This is a genomic window from Robbsia betulipollinis, assembly GCF_026624755.1.
Classification (GTDB): domain Bacteria; phylum Pseudomonadota; class Gammaproteobacteria; order Burkholderiales; family Burkholderiaceae; genus Robbsia; species Robbsia betulipollinis.
This window is the reverse complement of record NZ_JAPMXC010000001.1, coordinates 2,156,612-2,176,321: the sequence shown is the minus strand read 5'-3', so window position 1 is coordinate 2,176,321 and position 19,710 is coordinate 2,156,612. Positions and strand designations below refer to the sequence as shown.

Sequence of the window (19,710 nt, the reverse complement as noted above, 5' to 3'; positions counted from 1 at the left end):
TGGTTCAAGCCAGCGGCGAAGAGGAATCGGTGGGCCCGCGGCCGGCGCCGGCCGCACCGTCGCTGCGTTCGCCGGCCGTCGTCAGCGCATCGACGATCGCCTGCGCGCCCTGGGCGACCAAGGCCTCGCCGACTTGCCGGCCCATCGCTTCCGCCGCCAGCGTGTCCCGGGGTGCCCCCTCGACATGCGCTTCGAGCACCCGGGCGCCATCCGGCGTCGAGACGCGCGCGCGCATGCGCAATGTCGCGCCGTCCGCGTCCCAGCGCGCGAACGCGGCGATCGGCACCTCGCAACTGCCGCCCAGCAGCCGCGACACCATCCGCTCGGCCTCCACCGCATGGGCGCTGGCCGTGTGGTGCAGCGGCGCGAGCCAGTGCGCCAGCTCCGCGCGCGAAGCGGAGATCTCGATGCCGAGCGCGCCCTGGCCCGCCGCCGGCAGGCTGGTGTCCTCGTCGATCAACGCGCTGATCCGGTGCCCCAGTCCCAGGCGCTTGAGACCGGCTGCGGCCAGGATGATCGCCGCGTAGTCGCCGCGGTCGAGCTTGCCCAGGCGCGTGTCGAGGTTGCCGCGCAGGCTGTTGACCTGCAGATGCGGGTAACGGGCGCGGATCATCGCCTCGCGTCGCAGGCTGGAGGTGCCGACGACGGCGCCGGGCGGCAGCGCATCGAGCGAATCCAGCGTCGCGCCGGCCGCCGCGACCAGCGCATCGCGCGGATCCTCGCGCTCGAGGATGGTGCTCAGCAGAAAGCCCTCCGGCAGCACCATCGGCACGTCTTTCAGCGAGTGCACCGCGAGGTCCGCGCGACCCTCGGCCAGTGCGTTCTCCAGTTCCTTCACGAACAGGCCCTTGCCGCCCACCTTCGACAGGGTGCGGTCGAGAATCTGGTCGCCCCGCGTGGTCATGCCCAGGATCTGCACGTCGCACGCGGGATAGAGGCGCCGCAACGCCGCCTGCACGTGTTCGGCCTGCCACATCGCGAGACGGCTCTCGCGCGAGGCGATCACCAATCGGGCCGGTGGCTGGGCGGCGAGGTGAGCCGAGGGTGGCACGGCAGCGCCATCGAAAGCGGTCGGAATAGTCATCGAATGAGCAACGGGTAACGCCCGGCGCGACAGGCCGCGGAATGCCGAATGTTAGCATGCGGCTTTTTCATGGACCGTGGCGGTCCGGCCCGCTTCCCGGCCCGCTTCCCGGCCCGCCTCCCGGCGCGCTCGCCATGCGGCGCGCGTGCCGCGCGGCGCAGTTGCTATAATTCCGCCTGGTCCGCCTGGTCCGCCGCCTCGTCCTCCCTTACTCGAACCCGCTTGCACGCGCCCTCATGACGTCCCAATTTTCCAAGAAAGCCGAAGCCTGGTCCGCACGCTTCTCCGAGCCGATGTCCGATCTGGTCAAGCGCTATACCTCGTCGGTCTTTTTCGACAAGCGCCTGGCGCTGGTCGACATCGCAGGCTCGCTGGCGCATGCGCAGATGCTTGCCGCGCAGGGCATCATCGCGCACGAGGACCTCGCCGCGATCGAAAGCGGGATGGCGCAGATCCGCGGCGAGATCGAGCGCGGCGAATTCGTCTGGCAGCTCGATCTCGAGGACGTCCATCTGAACATCGAGGCGCGCCTGACCGCGCTGATCGGCATGTCGGGCAAGCGCCTGCATACCGGCCGCTCGCGCAACGACCAGGTCGCCACCGACATCCGCCTCTGGCTGCGCGGCGAGATCGACCGGATCGTGGACCTGCTGGCCGGGCTGCGCAGCGCGCTGATCGACCTCGCCGCCCAGCATGCCGGCACCATCATGCCCGGCTTCACGCACCTGCAGGTCGCGCAGCCGGTCACCTTCGGCCATCACCTGCTCGCCTATGTCGAAATGTTCAGCCGCGACGCGGAACGACTGCGCGACTGCCGCAAGCGCGTGAACCGCCTGCCGCTGGGCGCCGCCGCGCTGGCCGGCACCAGCTATCCGATCGACCGGCACGCGGTCGCCCGCACCCTCGGCTTCGACGGCATCTGCGCGAACTCGCTCGACGCGGTCTCGGACCGGGACTTCGCGATCGAATTCACCGCCGCCGCGGCGCTGATCATGACGCACGTCTCGCGCTTCTCCGAGGAACTGGTGCTGTGGATCAGCCCGCGCATCGGCTTCATCGATCTGGCCGACCGGTTCTGCACCGGCTCGTCGATCATGCCGCAGAAGAAGAACCCGGACGTGCCGGAACTCGCGCGCGGCAAGGCCGGCCGCGTCGCCGGGCACCTGATGGGTCTGTTGATGCTGATGAAGGGTCAGCCGCTCGCGTACAACAAGGACAACCAGGAGGACAAGGAACCCTTGTTCGACACGGTCGACACGGTCGTCGACACGCTGCGCATCTTCGCGGAAATGAGCGCCGGCATCACGGTCAAGGCCGATGCGATGCGGCACGCCGCCGCGCAGGGTTTCTCGACCGCGACCGATCTCGCCGACTATCTGGTCAAGCGCGGCCTGGCGTTTCGCGATGCGCACGAAGCAGTCGCGCATGCCGTGCGCATCTGCGTCGACCGGGGTTGCGACCTGGGCGACCTGTCGCTCGACGCGCTGCGCGCCGAGTTGCCCGCCGTCGCGCCGCTGCTGGGCGACGACGTGGCCGACTACCTGACGCTCGAAGGCTCGGTCGCGTCGCGCAACCATCCGGGCGGCACCGCGCCCGATCAGGTGCGCGCCGCGGTGGACGCCGCGCGTGCCGCGCTGGCGGCCGAGGCAGGCTAGCCCGCGGCTGCGGCTGCGGCTGCGGCGGCTGCGGCGGGGCGACGCCCGCCGTTCCTCCGCGCCGCCTAGTGCCCTGCCGCCGGCGTGCCGATCTGCGCGCGCCAGCGCGTCACGATCTCCCGCGCCAGCTCGTCGTAGTCATGGCCGAAGTGATGGCCGCCCGTGGTCTTGACGACGGTCGCGCCGCGCTTCGCGAGGTCGGGACAGGCGGTTTCCGTCTCTTCCGCACCGTAGAAACACTGCAGCAGCGCCGTCGGTACGTGAGCGGTTTCCGGCAGCACCGGCAAGGCCTTGTCGCTCGCCGGCAGGCCCAGCCAGCCGGTCACCCGGATCTGAAAGTCGGCCATCGGCCCGAAACCCAGCAACGAGAGCTGCGACACCTCGGCGCGCATCGGCGCGGGCAGGCGGTCATAGACGAAGGGCATCACGCTCGCGCCGAACGAATAACCCACCAGCGCGATATGCCGCGTATGCCAGCGCGCCCCGTAGACCTGGATCACGCGGGCGACGTCGTGGCTGGTCTGCTCGGGCGTCTTCGCGCTCCAGAAGTAACGCAGTGCGTCGATGCCGACCACCGGAATGCCCTCGCGCTGCAGGGATTCGGCGATCGTCTTGTCGAGATCGCGCCAGCCACCGTCGCCCGAAATGACGATGGCGAGCATGTCGCTTGGCTGCGCGGCCGGCAATTCGATCAACGGCAGATCCGACAGGTCCTCCTCGTCATGTGCGCCCGGCGCCGAGAGATGCGGCTTGAGCAGGGTCAGCAACGCCTGGGCCTCGGTGGTGTCCTTCGTGAACTGGCGCGGCGCGGGCGCCCCGTTCAGCGCCGCACTCACCGCCGCATTCAAGGGCACGTTCGAGGACACCGTCCCCGCTTTGTTCGCCGGGCCCGTACCGCCGGCCCCCGCGATCACGCCTGTCTCGATAAAGCCGGGGAACCCCTTGACGTGGGTGATCGTCGGATCCGGCACGCAAGGGTTGAAACGTGCATCGAGCTGCGTCTCCGCGTTCAGCACGATCGCGCCCGACAAGGTATTCGCCGGTGCCCGCGCCAGCGAGCGCTCCGCCAGCAGGCCGCCCTGCCCCACCCCCGCGAGAATCGGCAGGAAGTAACGGGTCGAATGCGCTTCGCGCTGCAATTGATGACTGATCGCCTCGGCATCGTCGACCAGATAATGACAACCGAGCTTGTTCTCCTGCGTGGCCGCGAGCTTCGCCGCATAGCGCGGGGTGTTGACGCCCACCACCAGCGCGCCGTTGCGCGCCAGCAGTTCGGCGGCGTCCTGGTCCCCGCGCTGCCAGCCGTCGCCGCCCGAGTACAGGACGACGAACGCCCGCATCGGGCCCACGGGCTGCGCGACCACGACGTCGCCGTACAAACGGCCGTCGAGGGTCGTCGTGACGCCCGTCGCGTGCGCCGCCGGCACCATGCCCGCCAGCAGTGAAAGTCCCATCAGACGCGTTGTCAGACTCGCCGTCAGGCCGGCCCGCCCCGTCGAAAGCATATTTTTGAAGATCGCCATCATGAACGCCAGCCTCCTGCCAGCAATGAGAGATCGGCCAACGTGAAGAGCACCCCGACCGAACCGGAGGCCGCCAGATAACGCGGCTCCCAGCGCGGCTGAAACTTGTTCTTGAACGCCCGCAGGCCGCGAAAATTGTAGAAACGCCCGCCGAACTTCCAGGTCAGGCTCGCGAGCCGGTACCAGGGCGACGCGAGCGGCCCGGGCTGCATTCCCGAGAGCGGCGACATGCCCAGGCTCAGCTTGCCGAACCCCGCCTCCTTCAAGTGCAGCGCCAGCGTGGTGAAGAGGTATTCCATCGTGTAGGCCGACGCCTCGGGCACGTGGCGCATCACGCCGATGGTCGCCTCGGTGTTCAGGTCGGTGGTCATGAAGGTGGCGAACGCGACCGCGACCTGGTTCTGATAAACCACCATGACCGACTGCGCGATCAGGTAGTCCGGCTTGAAGGCCGCGACCGAAAAGCTCTTTTCCTTGGCGGAGCGACTGTCGAGCCAGGCGTTCGACACCCGGCGCAACGTCGGCAGGAAGGCGGGGATATCGCTGGCCGGCACGACCTTCACGCTCAGGCCATCCTTCTCGCCGCGCTTGAGCGCATAGCGCAGGTTCGCGCGGTGCGGACCGGCCATGCTGAATTCCTTGAGCGGAATCTGCGCTTCCTCGCCCAGTTTCATCAGGGTCAGACCGGAATCCAGGTACAGCGGCAATGCGTCGGCCCGCACCTGGTAGAAGGCGGCGCGGCCGCCGTGCGCATGCGCGAGCAGCACGAAATCGCGGATCAGGCCGGCCCACTCCTCGCGCGGCCCCACCGGGTCGTGCAGCGCCGCCCAGGTCCGGCCGCGCTTTGCGTACATCAGAAAGGATTGCCGCGAGGCGGAGAACAGGAAGCTCTTGTCGCCCATCATCGCCAGGCCGGCGTCGCTGCGCTCCTGCGCCCGCACGATGCGAAAGGCTTCGTCCAGATCGGCGGCCGGCGGGGTGACGAAACGGCCCGCGGCGGGGCGCAGCAGTTGCCAGACGGCGATCGCCGCGGCGCAGACGCCGGCGCTGACCGTGGCGCGCAACGCACGCGGCGCGCGCTCGTCGAACGCGAAGCCCCACCAGAGCTGGCCCGTGTAGGCGACGTCGCGAAACGCGAAGAACATGATCCAGACGGCCAGGCCGACGACGATGCCGACGGAGACCAGCCAGCCCGCCGTAAAGCGCTCCGCGAACAGCGACGACGAGCGGTTGAACTGCCGGCGCGTCGCGATCAGCAACACCAGCAACACCGCGAGCACCGCCGCCTCGACGAAGGCAAGGCCCTTGGCCAGCGCCAGCGCGAGGTTGACCGCCACCAGCACCGTCGCCACCCACCAGGCGGCGTCGAGCCGGCGCACCAGGCCGCGCGCGACGAACAGCAGCAGCACGCCCAGGACGCTGGCCAGCAGTTGCGAACTCTCCAGCACCCACAAAGGCAGGATGTCGCTGAGCGTCAGCAGGCGGATCCGGTAGGCCGGCAGCGCGCCGGAAATCACCAGCATGCTGCCCACGGCGAAAGTGACGATGCCGAGGAACAGCGGCGCGAGCCAGCCGATGCGCTGCGGGCTGACGAAAGCGAACCGCGCGGACAGCAGGCGGCCTTCGAACGCAGCGAGCAGGCCCGCGGAAAACACCAGCGGCACGACGAAGTAGATCGCCCGGTAGGCGAGCAGCGCCGCGACCGTTTCCGGCGTCGACACGCTGCGCCCCAGGGCGAACACCATGGCCGCCTCGAAGATGCCCAGCCCGCCCGGCGTATGGCCGATCATGCCAAGCAGCAGCGCAGCGGCATAGATGGCGATGAAACTGGTGAAATGAATGCCGCCGTGCGGCAGGATCACCCACAGCGCCAGCCCGGCCGCCACCACGTCGGCGACCGAATACAGCATCTCGCACAGCAGCACATTGCGGCTCGGCACCGTCAGATCCAGCGCCGCCAGCCAGGGCAGCCGCCGCAGGGCGAGCGTGCGCGGCCGCGCCCCGCACACCAGCAGCAGGACGGCGAACGCGGCGACGATCACGCCGCCGAGGGTCTGCAGCACACCCGCGGGCAGCCGGAACATCGGGCTCAGCGTGGCGGCGCAGCCCAGCATGCCGACGCCCGTCATCACCGCCAGCGACAAGGCCAGCGTCACGCTGGTGAACGCCGTCAGGCGGCCGACCTGCGCGGCCTGCACGCCCACCGTGCCATAGACGCGACAGCGCACCGCCCCACCCGTCAACGCGCCAAAGCCCGTTGCATTGCCCAGCGCCGAGCCGACGGTGGCGCCGATCCACAGCGCCGGGCGCGGCACGGTCTCGCCGACATATCGAAGACCGATCGCATCGCGTGCCACCAGCGCCACGTAGCTGAGCGCGGTCGCGCCCAGCGACGCCGCCCAGATGCCGGGCGACAGACCGCGCAGGGTATGCACGACCGAGTGGTAATCGAAATGCCGGGACACACGCTGGAACACCAGCATCAGCAAAGCGCAGATCAATAATGCGATCAGGGGCGCGGCGAAGCGGCGGGCCAGCGGCAGCAAACGGCGCAATCGCGCTTCAGCGGGCAAAAGATTCTCAAGGGGGGGCTTCATCGATGTACTGTGCGTTGTTCCGTCATGTGCCGCGTGTAAAGCCTCGCGTCCTGCGTGCAATCACGCCTGCCGCCCCGTATAACGGCACGCCGCGACGGAAACTGTACAGGCGATCGCACGCGTCACCGCGCTGGCGTACCCGGTAAACGCGACGCGCCCCGCGAGCGTTGACCGCCGGGGGCGCGATGTTACAAGATAATTGCAAGAAACCGGTAAGGTGGCGGCAAGAAAGCCGCCGGAACCGCTCGGGTCAACGCACGCAGTCGACGAAGTACTCGATCTTGCCGTTCACCAATTCGCCCACCAGACCGTGGATATCGGTATGGAAGCCCGGGAAGCGCTGGTTGAAGTCGCGCGCGAACCGCAGGTACTGCAGGATGATCGGGTTGAAGCGCTCGCCCGGTACCAGCAGCGGAATGCCCGGCGGATACGGCGTGAGCAGCACGCTGGTGACCCGGCCGTCGAGTTCGTCGATCGGCACCCGGTCGATCTCCCGGTGCGCGAGCTTGGCGAACGCGTCGGTCGGTTTCATCGCCGGTTCCATGTCCGACAGGTACATCTCGGTGGTCACGCGGGCCACGTCGTTGGCGCGGTAGACGCTGTGGATCTGGTTGCACAGATCGCGCAAGCCGGTGCGCTCGTATTGCGGGAACTGCGCCGAGAATTCCGGCAGCACGCGCCACAGCGGCTGGTTCGCGTCGTAGTCGTCCTTGAACTGCTGCAGTTCGGTGACCATGCTGTTCCAGCGGCCCTTGGTGATGCCGATCGTGAACATGATGAAAAACGAATACAGGCCGGTCTTCTCGACGATGATGCCGTGCTCGGCCAGGTATTTCGTGACGATCGCCGCCGGAATGCCGCTTTCGCCGAACTCGCCGTCGACATCGAGCCCCGGCGTGATGATCGTCGCCTTGATCGGGTCGAGCATGTTGAAGCCCGGCGCCAGGTCGCCGAAGCCGTGCCAGCGGTCGTTCGGTTTCAGGATCCAGTCCTCGCGATCGCCGATGCCTTCCTCGGCGAAGGTTTCCGGTCCCCAGACCGAGAACCACCAGTCCTCGCCGTAATCGGCGCCGACCTTGCGCATCGCGCGGCGGAAATCGAGCGCCTCGGCGATCGATTCCTCGACCAGCGCGGGTCCGCCCGGCGCCTCCATCATCGCCGCGGCGACGTCGCACGACGCGATGATCGCATACTGCGGACTGGTCGACGTATGCATCAGGTACGCTTCGTTGAAGCGATGCTTGTCGAAGATGCCGTCCTCCGAATCCTGCACGAGGATCTGCGACGCCTGCGAGATGCCTGCCAGCAGCTTGTGCGTCGAGTGCGTGGCGAACACCAGCGCGCGGGTGCGCGGGCGGTCCGCGCCGATGGCGTGCATGTCGCGGTAAAAGGAGTGGAATTCCGCGTGCGGCAGCCAGGCTTCGTCGAAATGCAGGGTGTCGAGCATGTCGCCCAGCAGGTCCTTGATCATCTCGACGTTGTAGACCACGCCGTCGTAGGTACTCTGCGTGATGGTCAGGATGCGGGGTTTGACGTTCGGATTCTTCTCCAGCACCTCGCGCGCGAACGGGTTCGCCGCGATCTTGCGGCGGATGTTTTCCGGGCGGAAGGCGTCGAGCGGGATCGGGCCGATCAGGCCGTAGTGGTTGCGCGTGGGCGTCAGGAAGACCGGAATCGCGCCGGTCATGGTGATCGCGTGCAGGATCGACTTGTGACAGTTGCGGTCGACCAGCACGATGTCGCCCGGCGCCACCGTGGCGTGCCAGACGATCTTGTTCGACGTCGACGTGCCGTTGGTCACAAAGAACAGATGGTCGGCGGAGAAGATCCGCGCCGCGTTCTGCTCCGATTTCGCGACGGGGCCGGTATGGTCGAGCAACTGGCCGAGTTCATCGACCGCGTTGCAGACGTCGGCGCGCAGCATGTTCTCGCCGAAGAACTGATGGAACATCTGGCCCAGCGGGCTTTTCAGGAACGCGACGCCGCCCGAGTGTCCCGGGCAATGCCACGAATAGGAGCCGTCGGCCGCGTAGTGGGTCAGCGCCCGGAAGAACGGCGGCGCGAGCGAGTCGAGATAGGTGCGCGCCTCGCGGATGATGTGCCGCGCGACGAACTCCGGCGTGTCCTCGAACATGTGGATGAAGCCATGCAGCTCACGCAGCACGTCGTTCGGGATATGCCGGGAAGTGCGCGTCTCGCCGTACAGGAAGATCGGCAGATCGGCGTTGCGGCGGCGCACCGCCGCGATGAACGCGCGCAGCGCGACGATCGCGTGCGCCAGCTCGCCGGTGTCCTCCACGCCGTCGGCCAGACCGAACTCGTCGTCGTCGATCGACAGGATGAAGCACGAGGCGCGGCTCGCCTGTTGGGCGAACGACGTCAGGTCGCCGTAGCTGGTAAAGCCGAGCACCTCCATGCCCTCGCCTTCGATCGCCTCGGCAAGCGCACGAATGCCGGAACCGGAAATGTTCTCGGAACGGAAATCCTCGTCGATGATGACGACGGGAAAACGGAATTTCATCTGGATATCTCCAAGCAGTGCGGCACGCCGGGGCTCAGGCCCGCGGCAGAGTCACGCCGTGCTGCCCCTGGTATTTGCCGCCCCGGTCGCGGTAGGACACGTCGCAGACCTCGTCGCTCTCGAAAAACAGCACCTGCGCGACGCCTTCGTTCGCGTAGATCTTCGCGGGCAGCGGCGTCGTGTTCGAAAATTCGAGGGTGACATACCCTTCCCATTCCGGCTCGAACGGCGTCACGTTGACGATGATGCCGCAACGCGCATACGTCGACTTGCCCAGACACACGGTCAGGACCGAGCGCGGGATGCGGAAATACTCGATCGTGCGCGCCAGCGCGAAGGAGTTCGGCGGAATGATGCAGACGTCGCCCTTGAAGTCGACGAAGGATTTCTCGTCGAAGTTCTTCGGATCGACGATAGTCGAATTGATGTTCGTGAAAATCTTGAATTCGTCGGCGCAGCGGATGTCATAGCCATAGCTCGACGTGCCGTAACTGACGACTTTGCGGCCATCCCCGCCGACCCGCACCTGATCGGGCTCGAACGGCTCGATCATCTTATGGGTCTCGGCCATGCGGCGGATCCACTTATCGGATTTGATTGTCATCTGGGCTGATTGGGACTGATTGCACGGGCAGGCCGCGCCGAACGCGTCGGAAAAGCGGCCATTCTACTTGATCGCGAGCCCGGTGCGGCGCACGCGCCACGGTGACGCCGCGCCGCTCATCGCGCGATCACGCCGCAGGCCAGCACGCGTCCCGCATGGTCGTCGTTCGCGGAGGCGGACGGATCCGAGGCGGCATCGTCGGCTTCGTCCCATTCGTCGACGCCGCTGTGTATCACCAGGGTGCGCCCGACCACCGAGCGCACGCCGTCCAGCGTCAGGCCCGGCAGCACGAAGAAGCCCATCGCCACGCCGTTGCCGTCGGCCCAGATACGGGTGAGACGCGGCGAATAGCGCGCCGGCGCCCCCGCGCCGGGCGGCAGGACATCTCCCGCCGTCAGACGCATGCCGATGTCGCGGGCGCCCTGCCCGCCACAATCCCCGCCCGCGTGGATGACCACGGTATGCTGGGTATTCGGCGCGAGGCCAACGATATCGTAGGTCAGTTGCAGACCCTCGACCCGCTCCGCCAGCGCGACGCGTCCTTCGACCGAACTGCCGTCCAGCGGCCGCAGCATCGCCCCGGCGTGCCGTTCGTGCGGACCAAGGATCGCGCAACCGCTCAAGGCGGCCCCGGTCAGCCATGCTGCCGCATGACGCCGTCCTGCCCGGCCCCACCAATTACCAAGCTGCATACTGCTCCCTCCCAGAGCGCGTGGCGCGGCGAATTCCGCCAATCATACTCCGGCATGCCGCCGCCGGGCCCCGCCACGCACGGTAGGCGTTCCGGCCTCGCGCCGCTCAGGTGTTCTGGACGACGATCGACGGGAATTTCGATGTCATGTCGCGGGCCTTCTCGGCGATGCGGATCGCCACCTTGCGGGCGATCGAGCGGTAGATCTCGGCGACCGGGCTGTCGGGATCGGCGGCCACCGTCGGGCGCCCCGCGTCCGCCTGCTGCCGGATCGCCATGTCCAGCGGCAGCGCACCGAGAAAATCGACCTTGAAATCGGCGCATATCTTCTCGGCCCCGCCGGCGCCGAAGATCGCTTCGGCATGCCCGCAGTTCGAGCAGATATGCGTGCTCATGTTCTCGACGATGCCCAGGATCGGAATGCCGACCTTCTCGAACATTTTCAGGCCCTTGCGCGCGTCGAGCAACGCCAGGTCCTGCGGCGTGGTGATGATCACCGCCCCGGTCACCGGTACTTTCTGCGACAGCGTGAGCTGGATGTCGCCGGTGCCCGGCGGCATGTCGACGATCAGATAGTCCAGTTCGCGCCAGTTGGTCTGGTTGAGCAACTGGTCGAGCGCCGACGACACCATCGGGCCGCGCCAGACCATGGGGTTGTCGGGTTCGATCAGAAACCCGATCGAATTCGCCTGCAGCCCCAGGCCGACCAGCGGCTCCATCGATTTGTCGTCGTGCGACTCGGGCCGGCCGGTGATGCCAAGCAGCATCGGCTGCGAGGGGCCGTAGATATCGGCGTCTAGGATGCCGACCGACGCGCCTTCGGCCGCCAGCGCCAGCGCCAGATTGACGGCCGTGGTGCTTTTGCCCACGCCGCCCTTGCCGGAGGCTACCGCCACGATGTTCTTCACATTGGGCATGAGCTTGACGCCGCGCTGCACCGCGTGCGGCACGATGCGCTGTCCCACCTCGACGTCGACCGGCGTGGCAGCGTCGATGCCCGGCACCGCGCGTACCGCCGCCACGACGTGCCCGCGGATCATCGCGAACTGGCTGCGCGCCGGGTAGCCGAGTTCGATCGTCACGGCGACGCGCCCCTCTTCGACCGCGACGCTCTTGACCGCGCGGCCCGTCTGCAGGCTGTGACCCGTGTTCGGATCGATTACCGCGCGAACCGCCGCGTCGATCTGTTCTTTCGACATCATGTGAAACTCCAGCAGCAGCGAAAACGCCGCCCGAAATAAGCAAGATTGTGTTGCGGCAGCGGCCGGCACCTCGCCCGAGCGTTGCCAACGCGTCGCGCTTGATGCATCCTCGGCGCATCCCGGGATGCATCCTGGAAGCGAACATTATCGCGCCGCCGGTGAAACGTCGGCAAGCGCCGGCATCGGCATCGCCGGAGGGCAGGCGTCGGCGACAATGCGAGGCGACCGCCGCAATTGTAGTAGGTCGACGTCTTCCCCGCTGGCGGCAACGCCGCGCACGGGGACGGCGCACGACGGGATCCACCCCGGGAATCCACTCCGACTTCGAGAACCGAGGCATTCATGAAACGCAGAACCACTGTCCAGATCGCATCGCTGACCCTCGCCCTCACGGTGCTGGCAGGTTGCGCCAACAACCCGCAGCAGGGCAACGCCGCCGTCGGCACGGGCCTGGGCGCCGCCGCGGGCGCCGGCATCGGCGCGCTGCTGGGCAACCGCACCGGGGCGATCGTCGGCGGCACGCTGGGCGCAGCAGCCGGCGGCATCACAGGTTATAACTGGGGCGCAATCAAGCAGCGTCTCTCCGGTGCCAGCGCGGGCACCGGCACGCAGGTCACCGAGCAGCAGGACGGCTCGCTGAAGGTCAACATCCCCAGCGCGATCTCCTTCGACACGAACAGCTATGCGATCAAGCCGTCGTTCGCACCGGTGCTCGACCAGGTGGCGCAGACGCTGACGCAGCATCCGGAACTCGTCGCCCAGGTCGTGGGACACACCGACAGCACCGGCAGCCCGGCCTATAACCAGACCCTGTCGCAAAACCGGGCGCAGAGCGTCGCCGGCTACCTCGCGCAACATGGCGTGGCCACCGTGCGCCTGGCGGCCGAAGGACGCGGCCAGACCCAGCCGATCGCCGACAACTCGACCGAACTGGGCCGCTCGCAAAACCGCCGCGTCGAAATCTACCTGCGCGCGCTGCGCCAGCCGGGACAGTGAACGGACGGTTTTCGGCGTGATTTCCTACGCCGTACCGGCAAGAAATCCTACAAAAAACAACAGCTTGCCGGCGACGATGAAAAATTAAGAGAAATCTGAGAACTCCGTCCGCGTTCCGCTGTCAGTCTTTACGGTGGGCGGCGGTGCCTGACCGCCGCCGCGCCATTCTCCTCTTGTCGTTGTTGCCCCGGGGCCTCGCCCCGGTTTTTTTTGCGCGTCCCGCCCGCCCCGGCATCCAGGCGGCGGCACCGCCACGCGGCGACCGTCACGCCGTCGCGCACTGTTAGAATCGGGGATTCCGCACCTACCCGAAGACGCACCCCATGTCCGCCATCGTCCCGCGACGCATCCTCGTCACCTCCGCTCTACCCTACGCCAATGGGCAGATCCACATCGGTCATCTGGTCGAATACATCCAGACCGACATCTGGGTGCGTACCCTGCGCATGCATGGCCACGAGGTCTATTACGTCGGCGCGGACGACACCCACGGCACGCCGATCATGTTGAGCGCCGAGAAGGAAGGCATCACGCCTAAGCAACTGATCGACCGCGTCTGGGGCGAACACAAGCGCGACTTCGACAGCTTCGGCATTTCCTTCGACCACTACTACACCACCGACTCGCCGGAAAACAAGCAGCTGGCGGACCGCATCTATCTGGCGCTGCGCGACGCCGGACTGATCGAGGCGCGCGACGTCGAGCAGGCCTACGACCCGGTGCGCGAGATGTTCCTGCCGGACCGCTTCATCAAGGGCGGCTGCCCCGTATGCGGCGCGAAGGACCAGTACGGCGACTCCTGCGAGGTCTGCGGCGCGACCTACGAGGCGACCGAACTGGTCGACCCCTACTCGGTCGTCTCCGGCGCGACGCCGGTGCGCCGCACCTCCACGCATTACTTCTTCCGCCTGTCGGATCCCCGTTGCGAAGGGTTCCTGCGGCGCTGGGTGGCGCAGCTCGCGCAGCCCGAAGCCACCAACAAGATGAACGAGTGGCTGGGCGAGGATGGCGACAACAAACTCGGCGACTGGGACATCTCGCGTGACGCGCCCTACTTCGGTTTCGAGATTCCCGACGCGCCGGGCAAGTATTTCTATGTCTGGCTGGACGCCCCGGTGGGGTATTACGCGAGCTTCAAGAACTTCTGCGCCTCGCGCGGGCTCGACTTCGACGACTGGATCCGGCACGACACCACCACCGAGCAGTACCACTTCATCGGCAAGGACATCCTGCGCTTTCATACGCTGTTCTGGCCGGCGATGCTCGAATTCTCCGGGTTGCGTACGCCGACCAACGTCTTCGCGCACGGCTTCCTGACGGTCGACGGCAAAAAGATGTCGAAATCGCGCGGCACCTTCATCACCGCCCACAGCGTGATCGAGACCGGCATGAATCCCGAATGGCTGCGCTACTATTTCGCCGCCAAGCTCAACAGCGCGATCGAGGACATCGATCTGAACCTCGAGGACTTCGTCGCGCGCGTGAACAGCGACGTGGTGGGCAAGTACGTGAACATCGCCAGCCGTACCGCCGGTTTCCTGAACAAGCGCTTCGACGGCAAGGTGCTGGACGCCGCGATGGCGGACCCGCTGCTCGCGCGCCTGCGCGAGGGCGTGCCCACGGTCGCCGCGCACTACGAGCAGCGCGAGTACAGCCGGGCCCTGCGTCTGGTGATGGAACTCGCCGACGCCGTGAACGCCTATGTCGACACCGCCAAGCCGTGGGAACAGGCGCGCAGCGCGGAAAACGCCGCGGTGCTCCACGCCACCTGCAGCGTGAGCCTCGAGGCCTTCCGCCTGCTCACGATCGCGCTCAAGCCGGTCGTCCCGCAACTGGCGCAGGCGGTGGAGACCCTGCTCGGCGTGGCGCCGCTGAAGTGGACCGACATCGGCACGCCGCTGTCGTCGGCGCATGTGATCGCGCCGTACAAGCATCTGACGTCGCGGGTCGAGGCGCGGCATATCGAGGCCTTGCTCGCGGCGAACCGCGACTCGCTCGCGCCGGCGGCGCCGGATGCGGCGGATGCGGGCGTAAAAAAGAAGAAAACGTCGTCCGGCGCGACGGATAAATCCGCGCCGGGCACGGGCGCCAAGGGCGCAGGCGCCCGTTCGGCCGCCGCTTCGGACGCGACGACCGCGGCCGACGCCGGCCAGATCGGCATCGACGACTTCGCGAAGATCGATCTGCGCGTGGCGAAGATCGTCGACTGCCAGGAAGTCGAAGGCTCGAACAAGCTGCTGCGATTCTCCCTCGATCTCGACGAAGGCCGCCTGCGCACGGTCTTCTCCGGCATCCGCTCGGCCTACCGGCCCGCGGACCTGATCGGCCGGCTGACGGTCGTGGTCGCCAATCTGGCGCCGCGCAAGATGAAGTTCGGCATCTCCGAAGGCATGGTGCTGGCGGCCTCCGCAAAAGACGAGAAGGCCGAGTCGGGCCTGTACCTGCTCGAGCCGCACAGCGGCGCGCGGGTGGGCATGCGGATCAGCTAGGCGTCGCGCGCTCCCGTGCCGCGCGGCGAAGGGCGGCATGGGAGCGGACACGCGGTTGACGCAGGGATGCCCTGTCGGGCCGCCCACCCCATGCTCAATCGAAACGGTTCGTGAACATCAGCGACAGGCCGTTGTACGTTCCCGCCTGCGCCGCCACCGACCAGCGCCGCGACAGCAGCCAGGTGAGCTTGAACAGATAGCCGGCCGATTGCAGGCCCTGTTCGTAACCCAGCACGAAATGCTCGTTGAGCGCCTTCGCGACGGATATCACCTGGGCATCGGTGAGCCCCGAATCGCTGGTGCCGATCGAAAACTCGTCGAGACCGACGCTGCGCGCCAGCGTCTTGCCGCCGGCGCTGCCCAGCAGCGCGAGCGCGGCGGTCATCGTGTTCTGCTGCCCGAGGTTCTGACCGGTGTCGGTGCCATGACCGAACAGCAGCCATGACAGCTTCTCGTTCTGCGTGACGCTCGGCTCCGACACCAGCGTCACATCCGGCGAGCGCAGCGTGCCCTGCACCCGCACGCCCGCTTCCACTTCCTGATTGCGGCGCATCGCCAGCAGATTGATCGACGGGTTGTCGACCGGCCCGTTGAAGGTGAAATAGCCGGTCTCGATCCCCAGCTTGCGGCCGAACGCCTCGTAGGTCGACCCCGGCGTCACGCTCACCGTGCCCACCGCCGACAGCGCTTCGTTCGGTGCGCTGCGCACGGTCAGGGCGCCGGTCAGGCCCAGCACCGCGCCCGCTCCCTCGAAGTGAAAATCGTGGCCGAGATCGATGGCGATGTTCGCGATCGGCGCGAACGGTCCGATCGGTTTTTCCACGCCCGACACCGCCTTGGGCGGCGCGGCGGTGTCGGTCTGCCCGTTCGAGCGCACGATCACGACGTCGTCCCCCAGGCGCGGCGCCGAGGTTTTCGGCAGGTCGAAGCGCGCATGGTCGACGGCGAACTTGCCATCGATCGCCAGCCCGCCACCCGGACCGGCGTTGGCGACCGACGCCTGTCCCGAAATCGCCAGCTGCCGGTCCGGCGCGCCGAACAGTTCGAGCTTGTCGGCGACGATGTGGGCCGTGATGCCGGGATTGTCGGCGTCGAGCTGCACCCGGCCGGTGGCGCTCAAGGTGCCGGTGCTGCCATGAAAGCTGACGTTGCGGAACTGCACGATGTTGTCGCTGATCGCGATGTCGATCACGCCGTTGCGCAACTGCACGCCCTGATCGACCAGCGTCGCGCCCAGCTTCTGCCCGGAGATCGTGCCCGACAGTTTCGGCTTGCCGACATTGCCCGCGACCGCCAGCCGCAGTCCGATCGCGCCATCGAAGATATAGGTGGGACCGAGCAGCCCCCCCGTCGTGCGCAGCGACGGCAGGTCGGCCGCGATCGTGCCGTTCAACGGCGATGCGTCGGCCAGCGTCAGCAGGCCGTCCCGCTCCACCAGCGTGCTGTCGAGCGCCGCGGCGAGCGTGCCGAGCCGTGCGGCCTGTGCGTTCACCGTCAGGTGCGCCCGACTGCCGCCGGGGAAATCGACGCGCGCGCTCAGCTTCTCGATGCCCAGGCCGGCCGGGCCCTGGCCGGCGTTGACCTGCAGGTCGCCGCCGTGGCGGCGTAGCGCGATATGCCCGCTTGCCGTGGCGCCCAGACCGAAATCCCAGTCGCCGTCGAGCACCAGGTCGGTCAGCGTCGTGTTCGGCTTGCCGGTGAATTCCGCCTGCAACGCCAGCATGCGCGCCACGTCGATACCAGTGACCGTGCCGGCCGAGCGGATCTGGCCCTCCTGATAGAGGGCGTTGCGCAGATCGAGCACGGCTCCTTCGAGACTCAGCCGCGTCGCGCCGATCTCCACGTGCCGGGGGGCGGCGACGATCGACACCGGCGCGGACAATTGCAGGGCCGGCGTGCCGCGGTTCTGCAACTGGCTGATCGTGCCCCGCCAGCCGGTGACGCCATGGTTGTCGGTCAGACCGCCCTGCGCCGCGAGCGACGCGTCGAGCCGGTTGCCGCGCAGGCTGCCCTGTGCGCTGGCGTCCAGCGTGTGCCGCGCGCGCGTGCCCGACACGCGCGCCGTCAACGTTTGCAACGACAAGCCTGGCGCGCTCAGATCGCGTGCGTCCACCGAAGCGTTCAGCGCACCGTTCGCGCCATCGCGCAACTGCGCCTGCCCCTGCGCGTGCCCCAGCCGCAGGTCGCCAAGGACGAGGCCGCTCGCCTGGTACTGCGCCGTGACATTCGGATGCGCGATCGATCCCGTGACGTCTCCCCGGGCGCTCAACTCGCCGGCCAGGCCGAAGCCCAGACGGTCGAGCTGCGGCGCCTGGATCGTGAAATTCAGGCGGTCGGCCGGCGCGCCGAAGCTGCCGTCGAGCGCGACATCGTTGCCGGCCACCGACAATCGCGCCCGGCTGGGCAACAGGCGCGTTCCGGCCAGTTGCACGGTGCCGGAGCCTGTCATCGGCAAGCCGTCGTAGACGCTGTCGTTCAGCGCGAAACCGATCTTGGCGCGCACCTCCGGGGCAAGCGTACCGGTGGCGTCGAACGTGCCGGACACGCGCGCCTCGATCCGGCGCGTGGCGGTTTGCCGGGTGGCGGTTTGCCGGGTGGCGGTTTGCCGGGTGGCGGCGGGCCGGTCGGCGGTTGGGCGAACGGTGGCTGGCCGGCCGGCCGTTTGCCGGCTGGCGCCCTGGCGTGGCGCAGGTGCGCTCGCCTGCTGCGCCGACATCAGCGCCAGCGGGTCGAAATCGCGCAGCGTGCCCTTGAACGCGAAGCTGGCATCGGTATCGCGCTTGAGCGTGCCGCTCAGGTCCGCGCGCCCCTTGCCGACGCTCAACTGCACCTGCCGGAACGCGGTTTGGGCGGGCGTCGCGACCACGGCGGCGCGCAGGGCCAGCGCCGCCGCGGGGTCGGCCAGCCGCGCAGCGACGGTCTGCGTGTCGCCTTTCAGGCCCAGCGCGACAGTGCCGGCCAGTTGCGTCGGCCGCAGCGCCGCATGCAGCGCATGCAGATCCAGCTTCGCAATGTCGAGCGCCAGTTCGCCCCGGCCCTGCGACAGCCGCCCCCGGCCGGTCACCGTCGCGTCGTTCAGCAGGCGCACGCGCAGCGCTTCGACCGTTTGCGCGCTTGCATCGAGCCGCACGGTCGCGCGCGCGTCGATCAGCGGCAGCCGTTTGGCGTCCAGCGAGCCGGGACTGGCGTTCTCGATCGAGATCGGTCCGCTCACGACCAAAGGCGTGCCCGCGGCCGGCGATGCGACCGGCCGCAATTGCGCGCGGACCTTCAGATCCGCTGCCGGCGCGCCCGCGCCGAATGCCTGAGGATTCAGATGATCGGCGGCGATGGTCACCAGTTTCACCGGTACGCTGGCGAACGGCGTGGCCTCGATATGCGCCTGGCCCGCGAGCTTCATCCCGGACGCCGCGACGTCGGCGACCAGCGTTTCCAGGGAACCGGACACGCGCGCCGAGACGTCGACCGCCTGTCCGCTCACCGCGCCCGCGAAACGCGCGGTGCCGGTGGTCGCGAACGGGCGCACGCCGTCCAGCGCGACGCGCGCATGCGCATCGCCGTACGGCGTCGACACGCCATCGAGCACCAGCCGGTGATGGCGGCCATCGGTCCCGCCATGCAGGGCGAGGGCGTCGATGCGCGTCGTCGACGCGCCACTGTGCACCGCGATCTTTTCCACCCGGACATCGCGGATATCGAGCTGGATCGGCGACACCAGCGAGTCCGGCAAGGTCGCGGGCGAACCCGGCCTGGACGGCGCCGGTGCGATGCGCACATCGACCGTGCCGACCCGCAGATACTCGAGCGTGAAACGCCAGGGCGCCCGGCTGAGGTGCCAGCGCCCCGACACGCGATCGACGCGGACCTCCAGACCCGCAGAACGCCAGGCGACATCGTGCAGGCGCACGCCGGTTTGCAGCGCGCCGCCCTCCAGCCGGCCCGACAGGTGCGCCGGCAGCAGGCGCGTGGCGGCCTGCCACGCGAGACGCGTGCCGCGCTCGGTGTGCACCGCCCCAAACAGCGCGCCGAGCAGCAGGGCCGCGAGCAGCACCACGAACAGCACCGCGTAGACCAGGGCACGCCCGATGCGCCGCCCGATGCCGCGTGGCCGCCGGCCGCCCTTGCCACCATCGCCGCCGTTGCCACCGTTGCCGCCGTTGCCGCCGTGGTCATTGCCTTCTCCGGCACCCGGCCCCGTGCGTCCTGCTTCGCCGGACATGCCGGTCTCGGGCACGCCCTTACCCGCCCCGGCCGCTGCCACACTCGCGGCAGCGGCCGGGACGCCGGGCGCATGCCGGCCGGCCAGCGCGAGCATGGGGGACGGGAGGGCGAGCGACACTTTCATCAT

The 19,710-nt window shown here is 68.1% G+C and carries 11 protein-coding genes; 3 read left to right on the top strand and 8 right to left on the bottom strand.

What is annotated here, in order from left to right; translation table 11 throughout:
- Window positions 1–4: 4 nt before the first annotated feature.
- Entirely contained in the window at window positions 5–1,084 is a 1,080-nt protein-coding gene (gene hemC / locus OVY01_RS09475; protein WP_267847200.1) for a hydroxymethylbilane synthase, read from the bottom strand.
- A 236-nt stretch (window positions 1,085–1,320) separates the two neighbouring features.
- On the opposite strand from hemC, the gene argH reads away from it, so the two are divergent.
- Window positions 1,321–2,739, top strand: coding sequence for an argininosuccinate lyase (gene argH, locus OVY01_RS09470; RefSeq protein WP_267847199.1), 1,419 nt, complete (start codon window positions 1,321–1,323; stop codon window positions 2,737–2,739).
- 65 nt (window positions 2,740–2,804) lie between these two features.
- On the opposite strand, the gene OVY01_RS09465 is transcribed toward argH, so the two are convergent.
- The 6 genes from OVY01_RS09465 to apbC all read right to left on the bottom strand — a co-directional run bounded on the left by OVY01_RS09465 (window position 2,805) and on the right by apbC (window position 11,877).
- Window positions 2,805–4,262 carry an AcvB/VirJ family lysyl-phosphatidylglycerol hydrolase gene (locus tag OVY01_RS09465; RefSeq protein WP_267847198.1) on the bottom strand — a complete coding sequence of 486 codons (1,458 nt, stop codon included), beginning with the start codon at window positions 4,260–4,262 and terminating at the stop codon, window positions 2,805–2,807.
- Window positions 4,262–6,859: a bifunctional lysylphosphatidylglycerol flippase/synthetase MprF gene (gene mprF, locus OVY01_RS09460; protein ID WP_267847197.1), complete on the bottom strand. Its 2,598-nt coding sequence runs from the start codon at window positions 6,857–6,859 to the stop codon at window positions 4,262–4,264. Before mprF ends, OVY01_RS09465 begins: the two co-directional genes overlap by 1 nt.
- Before the next feature lie 250 nt (window positions 6,860–7,109).
- Window positions 7,110–9,380: an arginine/lysine/ornithine decarboxylase gene (locus OVY01_RS09455; RefSeq protein WP_267847196.1), complete on the bottom strand. Its 2,271-nt coding sequence runs from the start codon at window positions 9,378–9,380 to the stop codon at window positions 7,110–7,112.
- Window positions 9,381–9,414: 34 nt separating this feature from the next.
- Complete coding sequence (gene dcd, locus OVY01_RS09450; protein WP_267847195.1) at window positions 9,415–9,984, bottom strand: dCTP deaminase; 570 nt, start codon at window positions 9,982–9,984, stop codon at window positions 9,415–9,417.
- A 116-nt stretch (window positions 9,985–10,100) separates the two neighbouring features.
- Window positions 10,101–10,676: a superoxide dismutase family protein gene (locus OVY01_RS09445; protein WP_267847194.1), complete on the bottom strand. Its 576-nt coding sequence runs from the start codon at window positions 10,674–10,676 to the stop codon at window positions 10,101–10,103.
- Between the two features lie 106 nt (window positions 10,677–10,782).
- Window positions 10,783–11,877 carry an iron-sulfur cluster carrier protein ApbC gene (apbC, locus tag OVY01_RS09440; RefSeq protein ID WP_267847193.1) on the bottom strand — a complete coding sequence of 365 codons (1,095 nt, stop codon included), beginning with the start codon at window positions 11,875–11,877 and terminating at the stop codon, window positions 10,783–10,785.
- Between the two features lie 342 nt (window positions 11,878–12,219).
- On the opposite strand from apbC, the gene OVY01_RS09435 reads away from it, so the two are divergent.
- Both OVY01_RS09435 and metG read left to right on the top strand, forming a co-directional pair.
- Window positions 12,220–12,873, top strand: coding sequence for a YiaD family glycine zipper/OmpA-like lipoprotein (locus OVY01_RS09435; protein ID WP_267847192.1), 654 nt, complete (start codon window positions 12,220–12,222; stop codon window positions 12,871–12,873).
- A gap of 323 nt (window positions 12,874–13,196) precedes the next feature.
- Complete coding sequence (gene metG, locus OVY01_RS09430) at window positions 13,197–15,362, top strand: methionine--tRNA ligase (protein WP_267847191.1); 2,166 nt, start codon at window positions 13,197–13,199, stop codon at window positions 15,360–15,362.
- 94 nt (window positions 15,363–15,456) lie between these two features.
- Here the strand turns inward: metG and OVY01_RS09425 are convergent, their stop codons facing one another.
- Window positions 15,457–19,707 (bottom strand): translocation/assembly module TamB domain-containing protein, encoded by a 4,251-nt coding sequence (locus OVY01_RS09425; RefSeq protein ID WP_267847190.1) that lies wholly within the window; start codon window positions 19,705–19,707, stop codon window positions 15,457–15,459.
- Between the last annotated feature and the right edge of the window lie 3 nt (window positions 19,708–19,710).

What these genes read in the sequence shown, in the direction of transcription:
- hemC (WP_267847200.1), bottom strand. Translation starts at nt 1,084, where the DNA reads ATGACTATTCCGACCGCTTTCGATGGCGCTGCCGTGCCACCCTCGGCT.
- OVY01_RS09455 (WP_267847196.1), bottom strand. Translation starts at nt 9,380, where the DNA reads ATGAAATTCCGTTTTCCCGTCGTCATCATCGACGAGGATTTCCGTTCC.
- metG (WP_267847191.1), top strand. Translation starts at nt 13,197, where the DNA reads ATGTCCGCCATCGTCCCGCGACGCATCCTCGTCACCTCCGCTCTACCC.
- apbC (WP_267847193.1), bottom strand. Translation starts at nt 11,877, where the DNA reads ATGATGTCGAAAGAACAGATCGACGCGGCGGTTCGCGCGGTAATCGAT.
- OVY01_RS09465 (WP_267847198.1), bottom strand. Translation starts at nt 4,262, where the DNA reads ATGGCGATCTTCAAAAATATGCTTTCGACGGGGCGGGCCGGCCTGACG.
- argH (WP_267847199.1), top strand. Translation starts at nt 1,321, where the DNA reads ATGACGTCCCAATTTTCCAAGAAAGCCGAAGCCTGGTCCGCACGCTTC.
- OVY01_RS09445 (WP_267847194.1), bottom strand. Translation starts at nt 10,676, where the DNA reads ATGCAGCTTGGTAATTGGTGGGGCCGGGCAGGACGGCGTCATGCGGCA.
- dcd (WP_267847195.1), bottom strand. Translation starts at nt 9,984, where the DNA reads ATGACAATCAAATCCGATAAGTGGATCCGCCGCATGGCCGAGACCCAT.
- mprF (WP_267847197.1), bottom strand. Translation starts at nt 6,859, where the DNA reads ATGAAGCCCCCCCTTGAGAATCTTTTGCCCGCTGAAGCGCGATTGCGC.
- OVY01_RS09425 (WP_267847190.1), bottom strand. Translation starts at nt 19,707, where the DNA reads ATGAAAGTGTCGCTCGCCCTCCCGTCCCCCATGCTCGCGCTGGCCGGC.
- OVY01_RS09435 (WP_267847192.1), top strand. Translation starts at nt 12,220, where the DNA reads ATGAAACGCAGAACCACTGTCCAGATCGCATCGCTGACCCTCGCCCTC.